This is a genomic window from Martinezella paranaensis (assembly GCF_014200235.1).
Taxonomy (GTDB): Bacteria; Pseudomonadota; Alphaproteobacteria; order Rhizobiales; family Rhizobiaceae; genus Rhizobium; species Rhizobium paranaense.
The window spans coordinates 625,992-645,847 of the sequence record NZ_JACHBI010000001.1 but is presented as its reverse complement, the minus strand read 5'-3'; the positions used below and the strand labels follow the sequence as shown (position 1 = coordinate 645,847).

21 protein-coding genes are annotated in these 19,856 nt (G+C 60.0%); 16 read left to right on the top strand and 5 right to left on the bottom strand.

All coding sequences use genetic code 11. The features are described 5' to 3' along the window. The first annotated feature begins 52 nt into the window (after positions 1-52). Both GGD50_RS03165 and GGD50_RS03160 read left to right on the top strand, forming a co-directional pair. Positions 53-904, top strand: coding sequence for a 23S rRNA (adenine(2030)-N(6))-methyltransferase RlmJ (locus GGD50_RS03165; RefSeq protein ID WP_107107651.1), 852 nt, complete (start codon positions 53-55; stop codon positions 902-904). Between the two features lie 31 nt (positions 905-935). Further along, positions 936-1,535 (top strand): glutathione S-transferase, encoded by a 600-nt coding sequence (locus GGD50_RS03160; RefSeq protein WP_107107650.1) that lies wholly within the window; start codon positions 936-938, stop codon positions 1,533-1,535. Between the two features lie 100 nt (positions 1,536-1,635). Here the strand turns inward: GGD50_RS03160 and GGD50_RS03155 are convergent, their stop codons facing one another. Next, the gene (locus GGD50_RS03155) at positions 1,636-2,538 is read right to left on the bottom strand and encodes a LysR family transcriptional regulator (protein ID WP_107107649.1); all 903 of its coding nucleotides are present in this window, start codon (positions 2,536-2,538) and stop codon (positions 1,636-1,638) included. A 123-nt stretch (positions 2,539-2,661) separates the two neighbouring features. On the opposite strand from GGD50_RS03155, the gene GGD50_RS03150 reads away from it, so the two are divergent. Further along, positions 2,662-3,504, top strand: coding sequence for an oxidoreductase (locus tag GGD50_RS03150; RefSeq protein WP_107107648.1), 843 nt, complete (start codon positions 2,662-2,664; stop codon positions 3,502-3,504). 72 nt (positions 3,505-3,576) lie between these two features. On the opposite strand, the gene GGD50_RS03145 is transcribed toward GGD50_RS03150, so the two are convergent. Further along, complete coding sequence (locus GGD50_RS03145; protein WP_107107647.1) at positions 3,577-4,209, bottom strand: outer membrane protein; 633 nt, start codon at positions 4,207-4,209, stop codon at positions 3,577-3,579. A gap of 361 nt (positions 4,210-4,570) precedes the next feature. Here GGD50_RS03145 and GGD50_RS03140 point away from each other — a divergent pair, with 361 nt between their 5' ends. The 5 genes from GGD50_RS03140 to GGD50_RS03120 all read left to right on the top strand — a co-directional run bounded on the left by GGD50_RS03140 (position 4,571) and on the right by GGD50_RS03120 (position 9,040). After that, the gene (locus tag GGD50_RS03140; protein ID WP_107107646.1) at positions 4,571-5,338 is read left to right on the top strand and encodes an SDR family oxidoreductase; all 768 of its coding nucleotides are present in this window, start codon (positions 4,571-4,573) and stop codon (positions 5,336-5,338) included. Next, the gene (gene uvrC / locus GGD50_RS03135) at positions 5,335-7,377 is read left to right on the top strand and encodes an excinuclease ABC subunit UvrC (RefSeq protein WP_107107645.1); all 2,043 of its coding nucleotides are present in this window, start codon (positions 5,335-5,337) and stop codon (positions 7,375-7,377) included. The genes GGD50_RS03140 and uvrC overlap by 4 nt, the downstream gene beginning before the upstream one ends. Before the next feature lie 210 nt (positions 7,378-7,587). Next, the gene (gene pgsA / locus GGD50_RS03130; RefSeq protein ID WP_107107644.1) at positions 7,588-8,175 is read left to right on the top strand and encodes a CDP-diacylglycerol--glycerol-3-phosphate 3-phosphatidyltransferase; all 588 of its coding nucleotides are present in this window, start codon (positions 7,588-7,590) and stop codon (positions 8,173-8,175) included. Next, complete coding sequence (gene moaD / locus GGD50_RS03125) at positions 8,175-8,429, top strand: molybdopterin converting factor subunit 1 (protein WP_107108107.1); 255 nt, start codon at positions 8,175-8,177, stop codon at positions 8,427-8,429. Before pgsA ends, moaD begins: the two co-directional genes overlap by 1 nt. Positions 8,430-8,572: 143 nt before the next feature. Beyond that, positions 8,573-9,040: a molybdenum cofactor biosynthesis protein MoaE gene (locus GGD50_RS03120; protein ID WP_107107643.1), complete on the top strand. Its 468-nt coding sequence runs from the start codon at positions 8,573-8,575 to the stop codon at positions 9,038-9,040. Positions 9,041-9,043: 3 nt separating this feature from the next. On the opposite strand, the gene GGD50_RS03115 is transcribed toward GGD50_RS03120, so the two are convergent. Further along, entirely contained in the window at positions 9,044-9,940 is an 897-nt protein-coding gene (locus GGD50_RS03115; RefSeq protein ID WP_107107642.1) for a branched-chain amino acid ABC transporter permease, read from the bottom strand. Positions 9,941-10,004: 64 nt separating this feature from the next. Here GGD50_RS03115 and GGD50_RS03110 point away from each other — a divergent pair, with 64 nt between their 5' ends. Then, a complete protein-coding gene (locus GGD50_RS03110) occupies positions 10,005-10,556 on the top strand; it encodes a CGNR zinc finger domain-containing protein (protein WP_107107641.1) in 552 nt (183 codons plus the stop codon). Then, a complete protein-coding gene (locus tag GGD50_RS03105) occupies positions 10,553-11,062 on the top strand; it encodes a hypothetical protein (RefSeq protein ID WP_107107640.1) in 510 nt (169 codons plus the stop codon). Before GGD50_RS03110 ends, GGD50_RS03105 begins: the two co-directional genes overlap by 4 nt. Before the next feature lie 74 nt (positions 11,063-11,136). Here the strand turns inward: GGD50_RS03105 and ndk are convergent, their stop codons facing one another. Beyond that, positions 11,137-11,559, bottom strand: a complete 423-nt coding sequence (gene ndk / locus GGD50_RS03100; protein ID WP_107107639.1) for a nucleoside-diphosphate kinase — start codon at positions 11,557-11,559, stop codon at positions 11,137-11,139. 229 nt (positions 11,560-11,788) lie between these two features. On the opposite strand from ndk, the gene GGD50_RS03095 reads away from it, so the two are divergent. The 6 genes from GGD50_RS03095 (at position 11,789) to GGD50_RS03070 (ending at position 19,229) form a co-directional block, all read left to right on the top strand. Beyond that, positions 11,789-12,301, top strand: coding sequence for a DinB family protein (locus tag GGD50_RS03095; protein ID WP_107107638.1), 513 nt, complete (start codon positions 11,789-11,791; stop codon positions 12,299-12,301). Positions 12,302-12,464: 163 nt separating this feature from the next. After that, positions 12,465-12,971, top strand: a complete 507-nt coding sequence (locus GGD50_RS03090) for a hypothetical protein (RefSeq protein ID WP_107107637.1) — start codon at positions 12,465-12,467, stop codon at positions 12,969-12,971. 47 nt (positions 12,972-13,018) lie between these two features. Beyond that, positions 13,019-14,908: an ABC-F family ATP-binding cassette domain-containing protein gene (locus GGD50_RS03085; protein WP_107107636.1), complete on the top strand. Its 1,890-nt coding sequence runs from the start codon at positions 13,019-13,021 to the stop codon at positions 14,906-14,908. A 209-nt stretch (positions 14,909-15,117) separates the two neighbouring features. Further along, positions 15,118-16,008 carry a polysaccharide deacetylase family protein gene (locus tag GGD50_RS03080; protein WP_107107635.1) on the top strand — a complete coding sequence of 297 codons (891 nt, stop codon included), beginning with the start codon at positions 15,118-15,120 and terminating at the stop codon, positions 16,006-16,008. A gap of 122 nt (positions 16,009-16,130) precedes the next feature. Beyond that, positions 16,131-18,191, top strand: a complete 2,061-nt coding sequence (locus tag GGD50_RS03075) for a prolyl oligopeptidase family serine peptidase (RefSeq protein WP_107107634.1) — start codon at positions 16,131-16,133, stop codon at positions 18,189-18,191. 114 nt (positions 18,192-18,305) lie between these two features. Beyond that, complete coding sequence (locus GGD50_RS03070; protein WP_107107633.1) at positions 18,306-19,229, top strand: Gfo/Idh/MocA family protein; 924 nt, start codon at positions 18,306-18,308, stop codon at positions 19,227-19,229. A gap of 166 nt (positions 19,230-19,395) precedes the next feature. On the opposite strand, the gene GGD50_RS03065 is transcribed toward GGD50_RS03070, so the two are convergent. Then, on the bottom strand, positions 19,396-19,845 hold the full coding sequence (locus tag GGD50_RS03065) for a DNA polymerase III subunit chi (RefSeq protein WP_107107632.1): 450 nt from the start codon (positions 19,843-19,845) through the stop codon (positions 19,396-19,398). Between the last annotated feature and the right edge of the window lie 11 nt (positions 19,846-19,856).

Below are 19,856 nucleotides of genomic sequence, written 5' to 3'. Positions count from 1 at the left end.
CCAAAAGGCATAATCTGGCCCATCGCAACAATTCATGCGGACTTCACCGACAATGAACTATCGGCATATCTATCACGCGGGCAATTTCGCCGATGTGCTGAAGCACGCGGTGCTTGCCCGTCTCGTCCGCTATCTGCAGAACAAGGACAAGGCCTTCCGCGTCCTCGATACTCACGCCGGCATCGGCCTCTACGACCTCTCCTCGGAAGAAGCGCAGAAAACCGGCGAATGGCTAGACGGGATCGGCCGGCTGCTGGAGGCCGAGCTCGTGCCGCAAGTGGCCGATCTGCTGGAGCCCTATCTGACCGCGGTCCGAGAACTCAATCCCGAAGGCGGCATCCGGCTCTATCCCGGCTCGCCGAAGCTTGCCCGCATGCTCTTCCGTCCACAGGACCGGCTGTCGGCGATGGAGCTGCATCCGGAAGATTTCCAGCGGCTGCATCGTTTGTTCGAGGGCGATCACCACGCACGCATCACCGAACTCGACGGCTGGCTGGCGCTGGGTGCGCATCTGCCGCCGAAGGAGAAGCGCGGCATCGTGCTCGTCGATCCGCCTTTCGAAGAGGACGGCGAATATGAGCGGCTGGTGGATGGCCTTGCGAAGGCCTGGCGCCGCTTTCCCGGCGGCACCTATTGCCTCTGGTATCCGCTCAAGAAGGATGCGCCGATCAAGGCTTTTCACGAGGCGCTGCAGGCATTGGAGATCCCCAAGATGCTCTGCGCCGAACTGACGGTCAAAAGCGATCGCGGCTTCACCGGACTGACGGGCTCCGGTCTCATTATCGTCAACCCGCCATTTACGCTGAAGGACGAGCTGCATGCATTGCTGCCCGCTCTGAAGGATATGCTGGCGCAGGACCGCTTCGCCTCGCAACGTGCCTTCTGGCTGCGGGGCGAACATTGATCTTTCTTTCGCACATCGCACAGGTGATCCCATGAAGCTTCTCTGCTCGCCCCCTTCCCCCTTTTCCAGCAAGGTGCGGATGGCAGCCCGCTATCTCGGCATTGAACTCACCGAAATCCACGTCGACACCAATGCCGGCCCGGCAGTGCTGGTCGACAATAATCCGCTCGGTAAGATCCCGACGCTGCTGACGAAAGACGGCGTATCGATCTTCGACAGCCGCGCGATCATGCATCATTTCGATCGGCAGAAGGGCAAGAGGCTTTATCCCGCCAAGGATGGCAAGCGCACGGAGGCCGAGGTGCTGGAAGCGCTTTGCGACGGCACCAACGAATGCCTCTTGTCGATCGTTTACGAGCGGCGCCTGCGCGATCAGGACAAGCAGCACCAACCTTGGATCGACCGGCAGTGGACGAAGGCGAGCCGCACGCTCGCCCATCTCAACGCCGAACCGCCGAAGATCGGTAAGAAGCTGCATGGCGGGCATTTCGCACTCGCGTCCCTGCTCGGCTATCTGCAACTGCGCTTTGAGGGACAGTGGGAAGCGGACCACGCCGACCTGATCGATTGGGCGCGCAAATTCGAAAAGCATTTTCCGGCCTATCAGACGATGAAGCCTCGGCAGGCCTAAAGCGCATCGCAATCTCTAGGATTCGCTCCTTGCGCTTTAGGTCTTTGATTTTGCGCATGTCGTTATCGCAAAACCGCTGCGCACTTTTGCGCGACATGCTTTAGCTCTGACGGACAGCGTCGGTCTTCACGAAATCGACGAAAGCGCGGAGGGCCGTCGGCGACTGCCGGCGACTCGGATAATAGAGGAAGAAGCCGGGATAATACGGGCACCAGTCCTCCAGCACGCGGATCAGCCGGCCATCCTGCAAAGCCGGCAGCGCGTGATCTTCAAACAAGAACGCAAGTCCGGAGCCGTTGACGGCGGCGTCTAACATTATGTCGAGATCGCCGAGTGTCAGCGGTCCCTGCACCTCGATCTCCAGCTCGATGCCGCCACGTTCGAACTCCCAGCGATAATAGGTGCCGCTCGGGAAACGGTAGCGGATGCAGGGGTGATCTTTCAGATCATGCGGCGTGACCGGTTTGGGGAAACGCTGAAAATGTTCCGGCGAGCCGACGATCGCCGTTCGCTGGCGCGGGCCAATAGCGATGGCGATCATGTCGGCGGCAACGCTTTCGCCGAACCGTATGCCGGCGTCGAAACCGCCGGAGACCGTGTCCACGAGCGCATCGTCCACCACGATCTCCATTTCGACGGCCGGATAGGCCCTCAAGAATCGTGACACGATCGGCAACAGCACCATCTTGGCGGCGGGGCGCGGCGTGTTGATGCGCAGCTTGCCGTAGGGCTGCCCGCGGAATTTATCGAGATCCTCCAGTGCATCGTCGATATCGAGGAAAGCCGGGCGAATGCGGTCGAACAGGCGCTCGCCGGCCTCCGTCAACCCGACGCCGCGGGTGGTGCGATTGACCAGCCGCACATCCAGCCGCTCCTCGATCGACCGCAGCGAATGGCTGAGCGCGGAAGGCGTCACGCCGAGTTCCACCGCGGCTTTGCGAAAGCTGCGATGTTGGGCGATCGCCAGGAAGATTGCCAGATCGGTCGAACGGACACGTCGCATTGATGAGATTTTCTCAGCACTTCATGGAGGAGAAAGTAGATTATCTCAACGACGCCATCAAGCTACCTTTCTCCTGCAAGCCAATTCCACCCACGGAATTGCAAACCCACAAAGGAGAAAGTCATGCGCGTTTGGTTCATTACGGGCGCATCCCGCGGCTTCGGCGCCCTCATTGCTCAGGAAGCCCTCACCGCTGGCGACGCCGTCGTTGCCACGGCCCGCAACCCCGCCGGCCTGGCCGAGAAGTTCGGCAATCATCCGAACCTGCTGCCCGTCGCCCTCGACGTTTCGAATGAAGCCCAGGCCCATGAGGCTGCAGCGGAAGCCGTCAAGCGCTTCGGCAGGATCGACATCCTTCTCAACAATGCCGGCTACGGGCTGCTGGGTGCGGTGGAAGAGGCAACCGCCGAAGAGATCGAGAAGCTCTATGCCACGAACGTCTTCGGTCTCTTGAAGGTCACGCGCGCCGTGCTGCCGCATATGCGCCGGCAGCGTTCGGGTCAAGTGATCAACATGTCCTCGGTCGGCGGCTATCAGAGCTTTGCGGGTTGGGGTATCTATTGCTCGACGAAGTTCGCGGTCGAAGGGCTCTCCGAGGCAATGGCGGCGGAATTGCAGCCGCTCGGCATCAAGGTCACCGTCGTCGAACCCGGTTTCTTCCGGACCGACTTCCTCGACGAAAGCTCACTCGCCGTCAGCCCGAGCTCGATTGCCGACTATAAGGACACGCCAGTCGGCGCGATGCGCGATTTCGCAGCCGGTCACAATCACGGCCAGCCCGGCGATCCCGCACGGCTTGCAAAGTCGATGATCACGCTTGCACATTCGGCCAACCCGCCGCTGCGCATGCCATTCGGCACCGACACGATCGGCGCGATCGAGACGAAGAATGAGTATGTCGCCAAGGAACTGGCCGGCTGGCGTGAACTGGCCGCCTCGACGGACTTCCCGAAGGACGCTGCCTAAATATTCAGAACCATGAAACGGAAAAAGCCGGGGCGCGAACCCCGGCTTTCGTCAGATTATGCCATCAAATTATTAGAACTTGACGCCGATACCGACCTTAACGCTCTGCTCGTCGTAGCCGCGCGAGAAGCTGCCGGAGTCGAGGTTGAAGTCCTTCTTGCCGTAGTCGGTGTAACGGTATTCGAGACGAGCCGTGATGTTGTTGGTGATGAAGGTTTCAGCACCTGCACCGACCGTGTAGCCAACAGCCGTCTTGCTTTCAGACGAGGTAGCGTCTTCAAGCTTGTTCTGGCCGATTGCCAGACCGGCCGTGCCGTACAGCATGAACGGGTTGAAGTCGTAACCGATACGGCCGCGAACGGAGCCGTTTACGCCGTTTTTGGCAGTGAGACCATTGCGGGTCGAGTCGGAGTCGGCATAGCCGAGGTCACCTTCAACGCCGTATACGATCTGACCCTGCTGCCAGTTGTAGCCGGTGAAAGCGTCACCGCCAAAGGCGTAGGAGTTGCCGTTGTGGTTGAAGTGACCGGCATTCCAGTCGCCAGCGCCACCGATGTAGAAACCGGACCAGTTGTTGACAACCGGCGGAGCTTCCTGAGCGACGGGCGGCTGCGGAACCTGCTCCACAGCGTCGGCTGCATGAGCCGCCGTGAAGCCGCCGAGAGCAAAACCAGAGACCATGAGGGTCGTGATGAGAGTACGCATACTTTTCTCCTTTCAGTCCCGTGTTCTTCGTCTACTGATGACCTCGAAGCACCACGAGCAATTACAAGATGTCCCTCCCGGATCGGGACTGAAATTGGAATGCAATTGAGGAATTCGAAGAGCTAAAATATGATATCATTGTGGCACAGAGGTGGCTGAATTTCGATGTTGCTTCAGCGCAACAGAGGAATTGTTAACCATAATGAGTGGTTAAAGCATGTATACTTATTTTTATCGAAATATAACTGAAGCTTTACATAAGTCATTGCTACCGACTGTCGTGCAGGACACACCTTTTCATATGGTGTATCGGCGCCCTATATGAGTGCGAGTTGGGTAATGGCGACGAAAAGGCAACATCTTGAGCCAGGAAAAACTACGCACCGCGCTGATAACGGGTGCATCAAAAAGAATAGGCCGGGCGATCGCTGAGGATTTGTCGGCTAACGGCTTTGCAGTCGCGCTGCATGCCAATCAATCGCTGGACGAGGCAGCCGAAGTCGTGGCGAAATTGCGGCAACGGGGCAGAAAGGCGATTGCGATCAAGGCCGACCTGCAAAATTCGGCGGAGACATCGACGCTGATCGAAAGGGCTGTTGCAGAGCTTGGACCGCTGGATCTTCTCGTCAACAACGCCTCGGTTTTCCGGGGTGATTCTGCCGATCGTTTCGACGCCGAGGCTTTCGACGCGCATTTTGCCGTGCATGTCCGTGCGCCCTCGATCCTTGCTGCGGATTTCGCACGGCAGCTTCCGAAGGGTATCCCGGGGCTGGTCGTCAATATTATCGACCAGCGCGTCTGGGCGCTGAACCCGCGCTTCTATTCCTATACGCTGTCGAAGGCCGCCCTGTGGACGGCGACCCAGACGATGGCGCAGAGCTTTGCGCCTGATATCCGCGTCAATGCCATCGGCCCGGGTCCGACGGTGCGCAGCGTCCGCCAGACGGAAGAGGACTTCCAGGCGCAGATCGATGGTCTCATATTGAAGGCAGCGCCCGGGCTCGACGAATTCGGTCGCACCGTCCGCTTTCTTTTTGACACGCCTTCGATCACGGGCCAAATGATAGCGCTCGATGGCGGCCAGCATCTTGCCTGGGAAACGCCTGACGTGTCGGAGAGCATGGAATGAACGGACGAAAGCTGCCCGACGGCGGCATTCTCTATGACGAATCAGAGGACATTGAAGACGACGTCGAGGTGGAAGGCGATGCTGGCCCCTCCCCCGCTGTGCCGGTCGACTGGAACGAAGGCGGCAAGAACGAGACCGGCCTTCGGGGCGCGGAGCTGATTGCCGAATTCGTCAAGCGGCTGCCGAACAATCCCGGCGTCTATCGCATGTTCAATGAAAATGGCGACGTGCTCTATGTCGGCAAGGCGCGTAGCCTGAAGAAGCGTGTCGCCAATTATGCGATGGGCCGGGTGCATTCCAATCGCATCGCCCGCATGGTGCGCGAAACCGCCAATATGGAGTTCGTCACCACCCGCACCGAGACCGAAGCGCTGCTGCTGGAAGCGAATCTGATCAAGCGCTTACGGCCACGTTTCAATGTATTGCTGCGGGACGACAAGTCCTTTCCTTATATTCTCATCACCGGCGATCATCGGGCACCGGCGATCTTCAAGCATCGCGGCGCGCGTGCCCGCAAGGGAGAATATTTCGGCCCCTTCGCCTCGGCGGGCGCCGTTGGCCGCACTATCAATTCGCTGCAACGCGCCTTCCTGATCCGCACCTGCACCGATAGCGTTTTCGAGACACGCACGAGGCCCTGCCTGCTCTATCAGATCAAGCGCTGTTCTGGCCCCTGCACCTACGAGATCAGCGATCAAGGCTATGCGGAGCTGGTTCAGGAGGCGAAGGACTTCCTCTCCGGCAAGAGTCAGAACGTCAAGGCGCACATGGCGGAAGCGATGAATGCTGCTGCCGAAGACCTCGATTTCGAACGTGCCGCCGTCTATCGCGACCGGCTGGCGGCGCTGTCGCATGTGCAGAGCCATCAGGGTATCAATCCCGCCGGCGTCGAGGAGGCCGATGTCTTCGCCATCCATCACGAAGGCGGCATCTCCTGCATCCAGGTCTTCTTCTTCCGTACCGGCCAGAACTGGGGTAACCGCGCCTATTTCCCGAAAGCCGACCCATCGCTTTCCGGTGCCGAGGTGCTGAATGCGTTTCTGGCGCAATTCTACGACGACAAGCCCGTGCCGAGGCAGATCCTGTTGTCGGAGACGGTCGAGGAGATCGAGCTGCTGGCGGCCGCGCTTGGCGAAAAAGCAGGTCACAAGGTGACGATCCTTGTTCCGCAGCGTGGCGAGAAGCGCGATCTGGTCGATCATGTCGTCGCCAATGCCCGCGAGGCGCATGGCCGCAAGCTTGCCGAGACCGCCTCGCAATCGCGGCTGCTCGAAGGCTTCAGGGAAACATTCCAGCTTTCCTACGTGCCGCAACGCATCGAGATCTATGATAACTCGCACATCATGGGCACGAATGCAGTCGGCGGCATGGTCGTGGCCGGGCCGGAAGGGTTCGTTAAAGGCCAGTACCGGAAGTTCAACATCAAATCGACCGATATCACGCCTGGCGATGACTTCGGCATGATGCGCGAAGTCATGACCCGGCGTTTCTCTCGCCTACTGAAGGAAGAGGGCAAACCCGATCGCAGCCCCACTGCGGAAACCACGGCCGTCGATGCTGCGGATCAGCCCTTTCCCGCCTGGCCGGATGTGATCCTTATCGATGGCGGTCAGGGGCAAATGACGGCGGTGCGCGCCATTCTCGAAGAGCTCGGAATTACCGACAGCGTCATCGCCATCGGTGTCGCCAAGGGTGTCGACCGCGACGCCGGGCGCGAGCGCTTCTTTCCGCCCGCCCGCGAGAGCTTCACCCTGCCGCCGCGCGATCCCGTGCTCTACTTTATTCAGCGCATGCGCGACGAGGCGCATCGTTTCGCCATCGGCTCGCACCGGGCACGACGCAAGAAGGAGATGGTGAAAAACCCGCTGGACGAAATCGGCGGCATCGGCCCTTCGCGCAAGCGGGCGCTGCTACAGCATTTCGGCACCGCCAAGGCCGTGTCGCGCGCGGCGCTGTCCGACCTGATGGCCGTCGAAGGCATTTCCGAAGCCGTGGCGCGGCAGGTCTATAACCATTTTCACGAGGACGCCGCGAAATAGGAAAAGCTGGTCGCAAATTCCACGTAATGGCGGTGAAAAAACAGAAACAATATTGACGGCAAGCTCCTCAAACCGCCATCTAAGGCATGATCCCAAGAGGTGCGGGACGGTTTTTGGATAAGATCATGCTAAATCAAATAGCTGGAACGAGATGACGCCTTGGGGAAGGCCATTTTGGTCCAGCGAAACAACTGAAACGAAACGATTTCCATGGCTTCGCGCGCATATAGCATTCCCAATCTGCTCACCTATGGCCGCATTCTCTGCGTGCCATTGATCGTCCTGTGCTTCTTCATCGAAGGCAAACTGGAAGGGTCCGATTTCGCGCGCTGGGTCGCGCTCTGGATCTTCATCATCGCCTCGATCACCGACTTTCTGGATGGCTATCTCGCGCGCATCTGGAATCAGACCTCGAATATCGGCCGCATGCTGGACCCGATCGCCGACAAGCTGCTGGTCTCCGCGATCCTGCTGCTGGTCGCCGCCGACGGCACGATCGCCGGCTGGTCGCTCTGGGCGGCCATCATCATCCTTTGCCGCGAAATCCTCGTCTCGGGCCTGCGTGAGTATCTGGCGGCACTGAAGGTCAGCGTGCCGGTAACGCGCATCGCCAAATGGAAGACGACCGCGCAGCTCGTCGCCATCGCCTTCCTGCTGGCTGGGCCGGCAGGCGACAAGGTGTTACCCTATACAACGGAGATCGGCATCGTCCTGCTCTGGGTCGCAGCGCTGCTGACCATCTACACCGGCTACGACTATTTCCGCGCCGGTTTGAAGCATGTCGTGGATGAGGAATGATGACGAAGCTCGTTTATTTCGCCTGGGTACGCGAACGGATCGGCAAGGGTGAGGAAGAGATTTCGCTCCCCGCCGAAGTGATCACCGTCGGCGATCTCCTGAATCATTTGAAGAGCTTGGGCGAGGAATACGAGACGGCACTTCAGTTTCCGGAGACGATCCGCGTCGCCATCAATATGGAGCATGCCGACCATGACGAGCCGATCGCTGGAGCCCGCGAGATCGGGCTCTTTCCGCCGATGACGGGTGGGTGAGGAGCGGTCGGGCAAAGCCCGAGCAATCGATCCATCCAGTGAATCGATTGCAGCGACGAACGCTCCTTCGGCAGGCTCAGGACGCCCTAGCGAAGGGCTGGGAGTCTCGGCAAACTCTTTCAGAGGGCGATAGGAAATTGCCAATGATTGCACCATTCGTCAAAGTCCAGCGGGAGGATTTCGACCTTCAGGCCGAAATCGACCGCCTGACAGGAGGGCGTCATGATATCGGCGCGGTCGTCACCTTTTCCGGCCTCTGCCGCGACGAGGGCGGAGCGCTCGGTGCACTGGAACTCGAACATTATCCCGGCATGGCGGAAGCGGAGATCACCCGCATCGCGACGGTCGCCATCGAACGCTTCGAGCTTCGCGGCCTGACCGCCATTCATCGCTACGGCAAAATTGCGCCTGGAGAGAACATCGTTCTCGTCATCGCCGCCGCCTCGCATCGGCAAGCCGCCTTCGACGGCGCCAATTTCCTCATGGATTTCCTGAAGACTTCGGCGCCGTTCTGGAAGAAGGAACATGCGAAAGACGGCAAGGAAGGCGATTGGGTTTCGGCCAAGGATGCGGACGATGCCGCGTGGGCCAAATGGACCGACGAAAACTGATCCTTACGGAACCACGCGCTCTCGCCGGCTCAACACCAGCAGCAGGACGAGCAGCGAGAAGATCACGAAATCGCGCCACAGGAATGGCCCGTAGGCGCCCCACATGGTTTCGAACAGGCCGAGCAACGCCGCTCCGCCGGCTGATTTCAGCGGATCGGAATAGCCGCCGACAGCGGCAATCATCAGCACTTTCAGGCCGAACATCAGACCGGCACCGAAATCCATCGTGCCGTAATAGCAGGTCGCCAGCAGGCCGCAGGCCGTTGCGACCAATGCCGAGGCGACATAGGCCAGGAGGAAGACCCGATTGGCGCTTGTGCCGCAGAGCTCGGCAGCCAGTGCATCATCCGTCACCGCCCGCCAGATGCGGCCCCATCCGGTATATCTCAGCACATAGGTTCCTCCGAGGATGACCAGAACCATCAGCGCCGTATTGAGGAGTTGGATCTCGGTCAACGTGACGCGGAAATCGCCGCTATCCCAGAAGACGATCATGTCATTCAGGAAAGGCGGCAGCCAGATGCCGCGCGTATTGGAGGCCAGCCGCGCCGTCTCCATCAATATGATCATCATGCCAAGCGCTGCGACGATGATCGTATTGGGCGATTTGCGCGACAGCGGCAGCATGACCGAGCGGCCGATGAGAAGGCTCGTCCCCAACGTATAGACAAGCGCGACGGCACCACCGAAGGCGAGTGCGGCCGGCAGAATGAGAAACATCCTCGTGTAGCCGACGTCCGTGAACAGGACCAGCATCTGACCGGAGAAGGCGAAAAGCGCGCCATAGGTGATATCCGCCCGCTTCATCACACCGAAGGCAACGGCATAGCCGAAAGCCAGCGCCGCATAGAGTGCTGCGAGCGGAACGGCATTCGCCAATTGCTGCAGGAGATAGGCCATAGAACCTCCGGATGTCGATGAATAGTAACTAGTAAAATCCATTTTACCAGTTATAATTTTGAGCATGAGTTTTTCCTGGACCCCACATCGGTTTTCCGGCGGCGCACTGGCGCTGGACGTCGCCAACAGCGTTATAATGCGCCACGACGACGAGCGGCGCATCGATCGTTTCGAGGCGCTGGGGCAGATGGAAAGTTTTCCGAAAGCGGCGGTCAACTTCTGCGCCGAACGTACTTTGTTCGGCGATATCTTGCCGGTGCAGCAAGAGAATAAGTCCGGCTTCATCGATCTGCGTGAGGCGATCGACGGCTATTTTCGCGCCCGCGTTCTCGACCGTGATGCTGACGCGCTGCTCGCCGATCTATTGGAGGCGCAGTCGAAGGTGCTGCGGCGGGCCGCCTCGCCCGATGGGCTCGATGCCGCAACGGTGCATTCGACGCTGCGGCTCCTTGCCATGCCCGATCCGGACCGCATGAAAATCTGCCGCAACTGCGGCTGGCTGTTTATCGACCGCAGCAAGAACAAAAGCCGGGCCTGGTGCGACATGGCGGTCTGCGGCAACCGCGCCAAGGCAAACCGGCACTATCGCCGCAAGAAGGAGGAGAGTGCACCATGAGAACCCAGGCGATCGTTTTGATGGCCGCACTTGCGGGCCTTGCACTTGCCGGCTGCCAGCGGCAGGCGGAAAACGGTCCGACCGAACTCAGCGGCCGGCTCTTCGTCTTCAACTATCGCGTCGCGACTGCGAGCTACATGATCACGCTGAAGAAGATCGCGCCGATCCCGGAAGGCACGACGGCAGTCGCGGAGTTCGAAAATCCGATGGGTGGCGATCCCCTGGTGGTGCGGGAGAAGATCTACACGTTCTGGGACAAGATCACGCTCGAAAGCCCGGATCTGCACTGCGTGCGCAAGGACCGCCCCTATTCCGTCTCGATCAAGCTGGTCGATGCCAGCGACAAGACCATCCAGAGCATCAAGACCGAGGTGAAATCCGATCTCGACCAGACCGTGCTGCCGACGAGGCCGCTTGTGGTCGGCCCGAGTTACACGAAGAACCCGGATGTCTTCAAAGCCGACGGCAGCATCGACTATGGGCACGACGAAGCCTGTCCGGCATGAAAAAAGCCGAGGCACAAGACCCCGGCTTTCTTCTATCAATTCAATCTCTTCAGCGCGAAGGCTGGGTGATTGATTCAGCCGACGATTTCGGTTTCGGAGAACCAGTAGGCGATTTCAATCGCAGCGGTTTCCGGAGCGTCCGAGCCGTGAACGGAGTTTTCGCCGATCGACAGAGCGTGGATCTTGCGGATCGTGCCTTCGGCAGCGTTGGCCGGGTTGGTCGCCCCCATGATTTCGCGGTTCTTCAGGATGGCGCCTTCGCCTTCCAGAACCTGAACGACGGTCGGGCCGGAGATCATGCCTTCGACGAGTTCGCCGAAGAAGGGACGGTCCTTGTGAACAGCGTAGAAGCCTTCGGCTTCGCGCTTGCTCATCCAAACGCGCTTGGAAGCGATGACGCGCAGGCCATTGTCCTCAAAAATCTTGGTGATGGCGCCGGTCAGGTTACGCTTGGTTGCGTCCGGCTTGATCATCGAAAAAGTGCGTTCAATCGCCATGGGTCAATTCCTTGTCGTCAGAGAAAAGTGGGCGGTCTTTACCCGCCCCACAGCCTGAAAACAAGGGGGACGCGCCAATTTCACGCGGCTGTCACAGTCCGGATGCCCGATTCGGAGCGAGGCCGAAGGCCAGTTGGGCAATCCCATCAGCAAATTTTGTGGGCGCCATCAGCCCCATTTACGCCTTTCTATTCTAGGCTTGCTTCATTGTTCCTGGAGGAAGATGAGGATGCAGAGGCATTACAGAATGCTCGCCGACTACAACCGCTGGGCCAACGCCCTGCTTTACGATGCCGCCGCCCAACTCAGCGACGCCGAATATCGCGAGAACCGCGGCGCATTTTTCGGCTCGCTGCATGGCACGCTCAATCATATCCTGGTCGGCGATCGCGCTTGGATGCATCGTTTCACCGGCACAGGAGACATGCCGACGGCCTTGGACATCATATTGCACGACACTCTCGAGGATCTTCGTGCCGCTCGGGTGGTTGAAGACCAGCGCATCATCGATTGGGGAGATACGCTCGATAGTGACGTACTTGCTGCAGACATCATCTACACCCCTATCATCCAGCCGGGGACCACCATTACCCATCCGTTGGGGCCAGCCGTCGCGCACTTCTTCAACCACCAGACCCACCATCGTGGCCAATGCCATATGATACTGACAGTGATGGGCAAACCATCGCTGGGTCTCGATCTGATTTATTTCCTGCGCACGGATGGGACGCGTTGGATGTGAAGCGTGGCGCGAGCCGACCTTTCCCCAATACAGTTTGGCGTTGTTCGACTGTCTAATTTTGTTGCAAGATAACGTCGGTATGAACGGTCCGTTCATGTTGCCTTAACCTGCGCCCCTGCAAATTCAGCAAATATATCAGTTCGCGGGTGAGCAGAGAGTAGGCATGAAGAGTTCGCAGGCACGTGTTTCGGCATATCCCATCGGCAATGACGACAGCGAGGCGGCCACCGACCTCGAGATGATCGGTCGCCATATGGCCAAGCTGAAGGTGAAGGCGCTGCCGCGCAACTACCAGCTCTTCCATGAAGCGCTCCACGGCTCGGATCGCCGGATCGCCAACGAGATCGCAGCGCTCGGCCCCTCCCCTTCGCAAGCCAGTCTCGACGATATCGGCTTGAAACATCGCCTCGTCAGCCATTGCAGCCTGGTCGCCCGGAAATCCGAGGCCGATGCGGCCGAGATGCTGCGCGAAGTGGCCGAGCAACTGGCCGAGGGGCTGATGAGGAAACAGAGCTTTGCCCGCGAGATCGAAACGACGCCGCATGTCGCCGCCGCCATGGACAGCCTCAATGCGTCGCTGAGCAATCTGCTGCTCTACGAAACAGAACTGACGGAGAGGCTGAGGGACTGCGCGGGCCTGCCGCCGCAAGCGCGCGGCACCCGCGTCTAAGCTCTCCGGCTCTTGCCTTCGGCGCGGAGTTCGGCCAAAACCGCGCCATGATTTCGATTTCCGAACTTTCCGCCCGCATTGCCGGCCGCCTCCTCATCGACCATGCCAGCGTGACGCTTCCGGCGGGCACCAAAGCGGGGCTTGTTGGCAAGAACGGCGCCGGCAAGTCGACGCTATTCCGCGTGATCACCGGCGATCTCGCCGCCGAAAGCGGCTCGGTCTCCATTCCGCGCAATGCTCGCATCGGCCAGGTGGCGCAGGAAGCGCCAGGGACCGAGGAGCCGCTGATCGAGATCGTTCTGAAGGCCGATAAGGAACGCTCCGCTCTGCTTGCGGAAGCCGAAACGGCGACCGATCCACATCGCATCGCCGACATCCAGACGCGCCTTGCCGATATCGGCGCCCATTCGGCCGAAGCGCGCGCCGCCAGTATTCTCGCCGGCCTCGGTTTCGACCATGAAGCCCAGCATCGCCCCGCCTCCTCCTTTTCCGGCGGCTGGCGTATGCGCGTGGCGCTCGCGGCAGTGCTGTTCTCCGAGCCGGACCTGCTGCTGCTCGACGAGCCGACCAACTATCTCGACCTCGAAGGCACGCTCTGGCTGGAAGATTATATCCGCCGCTATCCGCACACGGTCATCATCATCTCGCATGACCGCGACCTGTTGAACACGGCTGTCAATTCGATCGTCCATCTCGACCAGAAGAAGCTCACCTTCTATCGCGGCTCCTACGACCAGTTCGAGCGGCAGAAGGCGGAGGCCAACGAGTTGCAGATGAAGGCGAAGGCGAAGAACGAGGCGGCGCGCAAGCACCTGCAGAGTTTCATCGACCGCTTCAAGGCCAAGGCGACGAAGGCCCGTCAGGCACAATCGCGCGTCAAGGCGCTGGAGCGCATGGGCACGGTTGCCGCCGTCATCGAAGATCATGTGATGGGCTTCAGCTTTCCCGAGCCGGAAAAGCAGGCGGCATCGCCGATCATCGCCGTCACCGGCGGCGCGGTCGGCTACGAGCCCAGCAAGCCGATCCTGAAGCGCCTCAATCTGCGCATCGACGCCGATGACCGCATCGCCCTGCTCGGCTCCAACGGCAACGGCAAATCCACCTTCGCGAAATTCGTCTCCGGCCGCCTCGATGCCGAAAGCGGCGATGTGAAGCTGGCGCCGAACCTGAAGATCGGCTTCTTTGCCCAGCATCAGCTCGACGACCTCGTGCCCAACCAGACCGCCGTCGAGCATGTGCGCCGCCGCATGCCCGACGCGCCGGAGGCAAAGGTACGCGCCCGTGTCGCCCAGATGGGCCTTGCGACCGAGAAGATGGACACGCAGGTGAAGGACCTCTCCGGTGGCGAAAAGGCGCGGCTGCTGATGGGGCTTGCCGCTTTCGATGCACCGAACCTTCTGATCCTCGACGAACCGACCAACCATCTCGACATCGACAGTCGCAATGCGCTGATCCAGGCGCTGAATGACTATTCCGGCGCGGTCATCCTGATCTCGCACGACCGCCATCTCATCGAGGCGACGGTCGACCGGCTGTGGCTGGTGGGCGACGGCACGGTTTCCACCTTCGACGGCGACCTGGAAGATTATCGCAGCCTCGTCGTCGCCAGCCCGAAGCCGAGGGACGACAAGGGCAAGATCAACGGCGCCGACGATTCCGTCTCCAAGGCGGATCAACGAAAACTCAATGCCGACCGCCGCGCCTCGCTCGCGCCGCTCAAGAAAAAGATCAACGAAATCGAATCCTTGACCGGCAAGCTGGAGAAACTGATTCAGGCGCTTGATGCGGAACTTGCAGATCCTGCCCTCTATGAGAAGGCACCCGCCAAGGCCGCCGAGAAAGCCAAACAGCGCTCCGACGCGGCGGAAAAGCTAGCCGTCGCCGAAGAGCAATGGCTGGAGCTTTCGTCTGAATATGAAACCGGGATGGCTGGTTAAAACATCCCGTTTTCGAGTGAAAGCACCCGAAAACGGATAATATGCCTATATTTCAAAGCGTTATAGAAATCCTTGCTCGTTCGAATGAACGCGTGGCGCTCTAAAAACGGTTAATTCCTGTGGCATCCGTGCGTCAAAACTAACCGATCATTAACCATAATCGGAAAAAATGCGCCCAACATTCATTAATGTATTGTTGAGCGATTCCGATGACCTTCCGTCTTCTCCTGGCCGGCTTTGCCGTGTCCTTATCTCTTGCCGGCTGCGCAACCAAACCGGGCGGCGACGCGTCGCTGAAGACGAGTTTTGCTGCGGAAGAGCCGCACCGTAAGCCGTTGAAGGCAAGCGACCCCGTCGACATGGAGCCAACGAAATGGGCTGGCGCCGAGCTTGAAACTCGAGAAACGGGCGATACCGGCGGCCCGCATCACCTGGTCGGGCGGACCTTGGAAGTGTCCTCGCTGCACGATCTCAAGCTGGATGACAGGGAAGTCATTCTTAGCTTCGACGACGGTCCGGCGCCGGGCAAGACGGAGCGCATCCTCTCCACGCTCGACAAATTCGGCGTCAAGGCGACGTTCATGATGGTTGGCGAGATGGCGGAAGCGCACCCGGCCACCGCCCGCAAGGTCTTAGCCGACGGAGACACGATCGGCAGCCATACCTTCCGCCATCCCGATCTCGACAAGATGAGCTTCGACATGGCGATGGCCGAGATCACCCGCGGCGAACATGCTGTCGCCAAGGTCATCGGTACGGATGTTTCCTTCTTCCGCTTCCCCTACCTCGCCGATTCCAAGCGCCTGCGTACCGCCGTCGCCATGCGTGATCTCGTCATCATGGATGTGGATATCGACAGCAAGGACTATTTCAACTCGTCGCCGTCAGCCGTTGTAACCCGCACCATGAACCAGTTGCACCAGCGCGGCCGCGGCATCATCCTGATGCACGACATCCATCAGCGCACGGCCACCATGCTGCCGACCCTTCTGACGCGCCTCGAAAGAGAGGGCTACAAGGTCGTGACGCTGAAGTACAAGGGCACCTCCGCGCCTGCAACTAACCTGATCGCCCAGGCCAGCGCCAGGGTTGTGCGCTGAGGCGGGATAAACGCCAGAAAACTGCATAATGGAACACATTCGGGGAAGCACTGTTGCTTCCCCGAATGTATTTTGATTTGATTATATTTGAGTCACATCATCAATCGCATATCAGGCCCCTTATGAACCTCCATCTCGAGCATGACGACGATCCACTGACACTGCAATTCGTCGCTGAAAGGGATGCACAGTCTGAACAGACTCTGATGACGCCTGAGTTCGAGGTGGATAGCGCGGCAATCAAGGCTCTGATCGAGCGGAAAGACCGGCTGATCCAGGTGGTGCGCCGCGGCAAGTGGCTGTTCGACTTCCACCGCAGCGCGGATCATCCCCTCGGCATGTGGTTCCGATTGCCCGCCAATGTCGCCCCTTCGCCCGACGCGCCCTGGGAGCCGATCTTCGATCTCGACGCTTTCTGCGCATCAGAAAACAAGCTTTGGCTTTGGCGCGGCGCAATCACCTGTCCTTGGGAACCGACGCGGGTCTTGCTTTGCCTCTCCGACGGCGGCTCCGATCTTGGACGCCTGCTAGAGTTCGATTGCGAAACCAAGAGCATCGTCGAAGGCGGCTTCGACACGCCGCCGACGCGTTGCCACGCCACCTGGCTCAGCCGCGACGAAATCGCCTATTTCGGCTCGATCGACCGCCTCTCCTCGACGCGCTCCGGCTGGCCTCGCGTCGGCCGTCGTCTGAAACGCGGCCAGCCACCAGCAAAGGCCCCCCTGCTCTACGCCACCGCTGACACCGACGTCTACGGCTCCTGCCTGGTCTTCGATCCCGTGCTCGCCGGCACAGCAAAGAAAGGTACGGCCAAGCCGATCCGCCTGTTCATCTCCGGCCACGAAATCGGCAACTCCAGCGTCTTCATCAAGGAGGAGGATTTTTCGCTGCGGCGGATCGATCTGCCGAGGGACATCGACGTCCAGCTCAGCTATTCCTATTGTCTCTGGCTCGCCAAGACCGACGAGCGCATACCCGCCGGCAGCCTTGCGCTGCAACCCTTGCCGCGGCAGGCCGGCGATCCCGGCGCCGAGGCGATGCGCATATTGTTTTCACCCGGCGAGCGGCAGTCGGTGTCGCAATTCCTGCTGATGCGCGAATGGTGCGTCTTCGTCGTCTCCGACAACTTGCAGCCCCGCCTTTTCGTCTTCGACTTGACCAGGGCGGATGCCGAGATCCAGGAAATCGCGCTGCCGGCAGATGTCCAGACGGTAACGGTCTGGCCGCTTTATTCCGATCTCCATCTCGGCGACGACACGCTGCAGGTCTATGGCGAAGGCTTCCTGCAGCCGCCCTCCTGCTACCGTCTGGAACTGGCTGACCGCAGAAAGCTGCTCGAACTTATTCACACGGCGAGCTCCCCGGCCTATTTCGATAGCGACGGCATGACCTCGGAATTGCTCGAGGCGACTTCCGAAGACGGCACGAAGGTGCCGTACCGTCTGGTATTGCCGAAGACATGGACCCAAGGCGAACTGCCGGTGCTGATGTACGGCTATGGCGGCTTCTATTTCTCGGTCCGTCCGCAATATTCCGGCGTCACCGGCCGCTGGCTGGAACAGGGCGGCGCCTATGTGCAAGCCTATATCCGCGGCGGCGGCGAACTCGGCCCCAACTGGCATCGTTCCGCCAAGGGCCATGGCCGCCACCGGGCTTTTGCCGATTTTGTTGCCGTCGCCCGCGATCTCGTCGCTCGCGGTTATACCAAGCCGTCGCGCATAGCTGCCAATGGCGGCAGCAATGGCGGGCTGCTGACCGGCGTGATGCTAACGCGCTATCCGCGAGACTTCGGCGCGATCTGGTGTCAGGTGCCGGTGCTCGACATGAGCCGCTTTCATGTCTTCCCGGCCGGCAAGGCCTGGATCGACGAATATGGCGATCCCGACGACCAGGCGGATCGGGACTATCTGCTTTCCTATTCGCCGCTGCACAATCTCAAGCCGGCTTCGGAGATCACCTATCCGCCCATCTATATCGAGAGCTCCAGCAATGACGACCGGGTTCATCCCTCGCATGCGCGGCGCTTTGCGGCACGCATGGAGGAACTCGGCCATCATCCGCTGTTCCACGAATTCCACTCGGGCGGCCATGGGGGCGACGGCGCGTCGACGCAGCTCGCGGCGCGCATCGCGCTGGGCTACAGTTTCCTTCGGGAGACGATCATGAAGCCGCGCGAGAATTGAGTTCAGCGCTTCAGGCATCCGGTGGATCGCTCGCATTTACGCTTGCCGGTCTTGCCCACCCGCTGCATTCTGATAAAAGATCACGCAATAATCATACTAATCGAGAGACACCCCATGTCCCCCATCAACCTCGCCATCGTCGGCGTCGGCAAAATTGTCCGCGATCAGCATCTTCCTTCCATCGCGAACAATTCAGATTTCAAACTGATCGCCACGGCGAGCCGTCACGGCACGGTGGACGGCATCCCGGCCTTCACCAGCATCGAGGCTATGCTGGATGCCGTTCCGGGGATCGATGCCGTCTCGCTCTGCATGCCGCCGCAATATCGCTACGAGGCAGCCTATAAGGCTCTCGAAGCCGGCAAGCATGTCTTCCTGGAAAAGCCGCCGGGCGCCACGCTGAGCGAAGTTGCCGATCTCGAAGCGCTCGCAAAGGCAAAGGGCGTTTCTCTCTTCGCAAGCTGGCATTCGCGTTATGCGCCGGCCGTCGAGGCTGCAAAGGCTTTCCTCGCCGGCACGACGATCAAGAGCGCCCATGTCATCTGGAAGGAAGACGTGCGCCATTGGCATCCGAATCAGGAATGGATCTGGCAGGCCGGCGGCCTCGGCGTCTTCGATCCCGGCATCAATGCGCTGTCGATCGTCACCCACATCCTGCCGCCGCTGTTCCTGACGGGCGCAGTGCTGGAATTCCCCGAAAACCGCGATTCACCAATTGCGGCCGACCTGCAGTTCAAGAGTGGCCAGGGACTTCCTGTCCATGCGGAATTCGACTGGCGCCAGACCGGTAAGCAGAGCTGGGATATCGTCGCAGAAACCGAAGCCGGCCAGATGGTGCTCTCCGAGGGCGGCTCGAAGCTTTCCGTGAACGGCGCTTTGACGTTCACCGCCCCCGAGGCTGAGTATCCTTCGCTCTATCGCCGCTTCGCCGAGATCGTCAAAGCCGGCACGTCGGATGTCGACCTGGCCCCGCTTCGCCACGTCGCCGACGCCTTCATGCTCGGCAAGCGCAAGTTCGTCGAGGCTTTCCACGATTGAGATAGGCAGGAGGCGCGCCTACCGTGAGCGCGCCTCTTCGCACAACTGGCTCCGTGGTCACCTCGCCCCGAGGTGCGGAGGTTGCAGGCGAGCCTCAAGGGGCAAGGGCGGATAGCGACAATCTCGCCCTAGACGATTCCGTCACTAGAGCCGTAATCAAACTCCATCACGCCTTCTTTTCCCAGCGTCCATCCTGCGTCTGCTGCCAATAGGTGAGGTTATGCCCCTCGCCCTTCAGCTTCTTCCACTGCGCGCGGGCACCTTCCAACTGCTCCTGGTCGTAGCCGTCGAACATGAAAACAACGCGCTGGTAATTCTCGATATCCGAGGCTTCGGCGCCATCGACGAAGAAGCGGACCGTGGCGTTGTTGGCGTTGTCAGGCGAGACAGTCAGCAGCACCGGCTGCTTATCCGGCATTTCTCCATCATCCGTGCCATGCGGCAGAAAACTGTCTTCGCGATAGGTCCAGAGATGTGCGTCGAGAGCATCCCGCCGCGCCGCTTCGCGCGCCTGGATGGCGACCTGCCACCCGCGCTCGACGCTTTTGTCGATCAGCGGCGGCAGGGCATCTTCCAGCTTCGATTCGGTCAGGTGATAGAAGAGAACGTCGGTCATGCCGTTCCTTC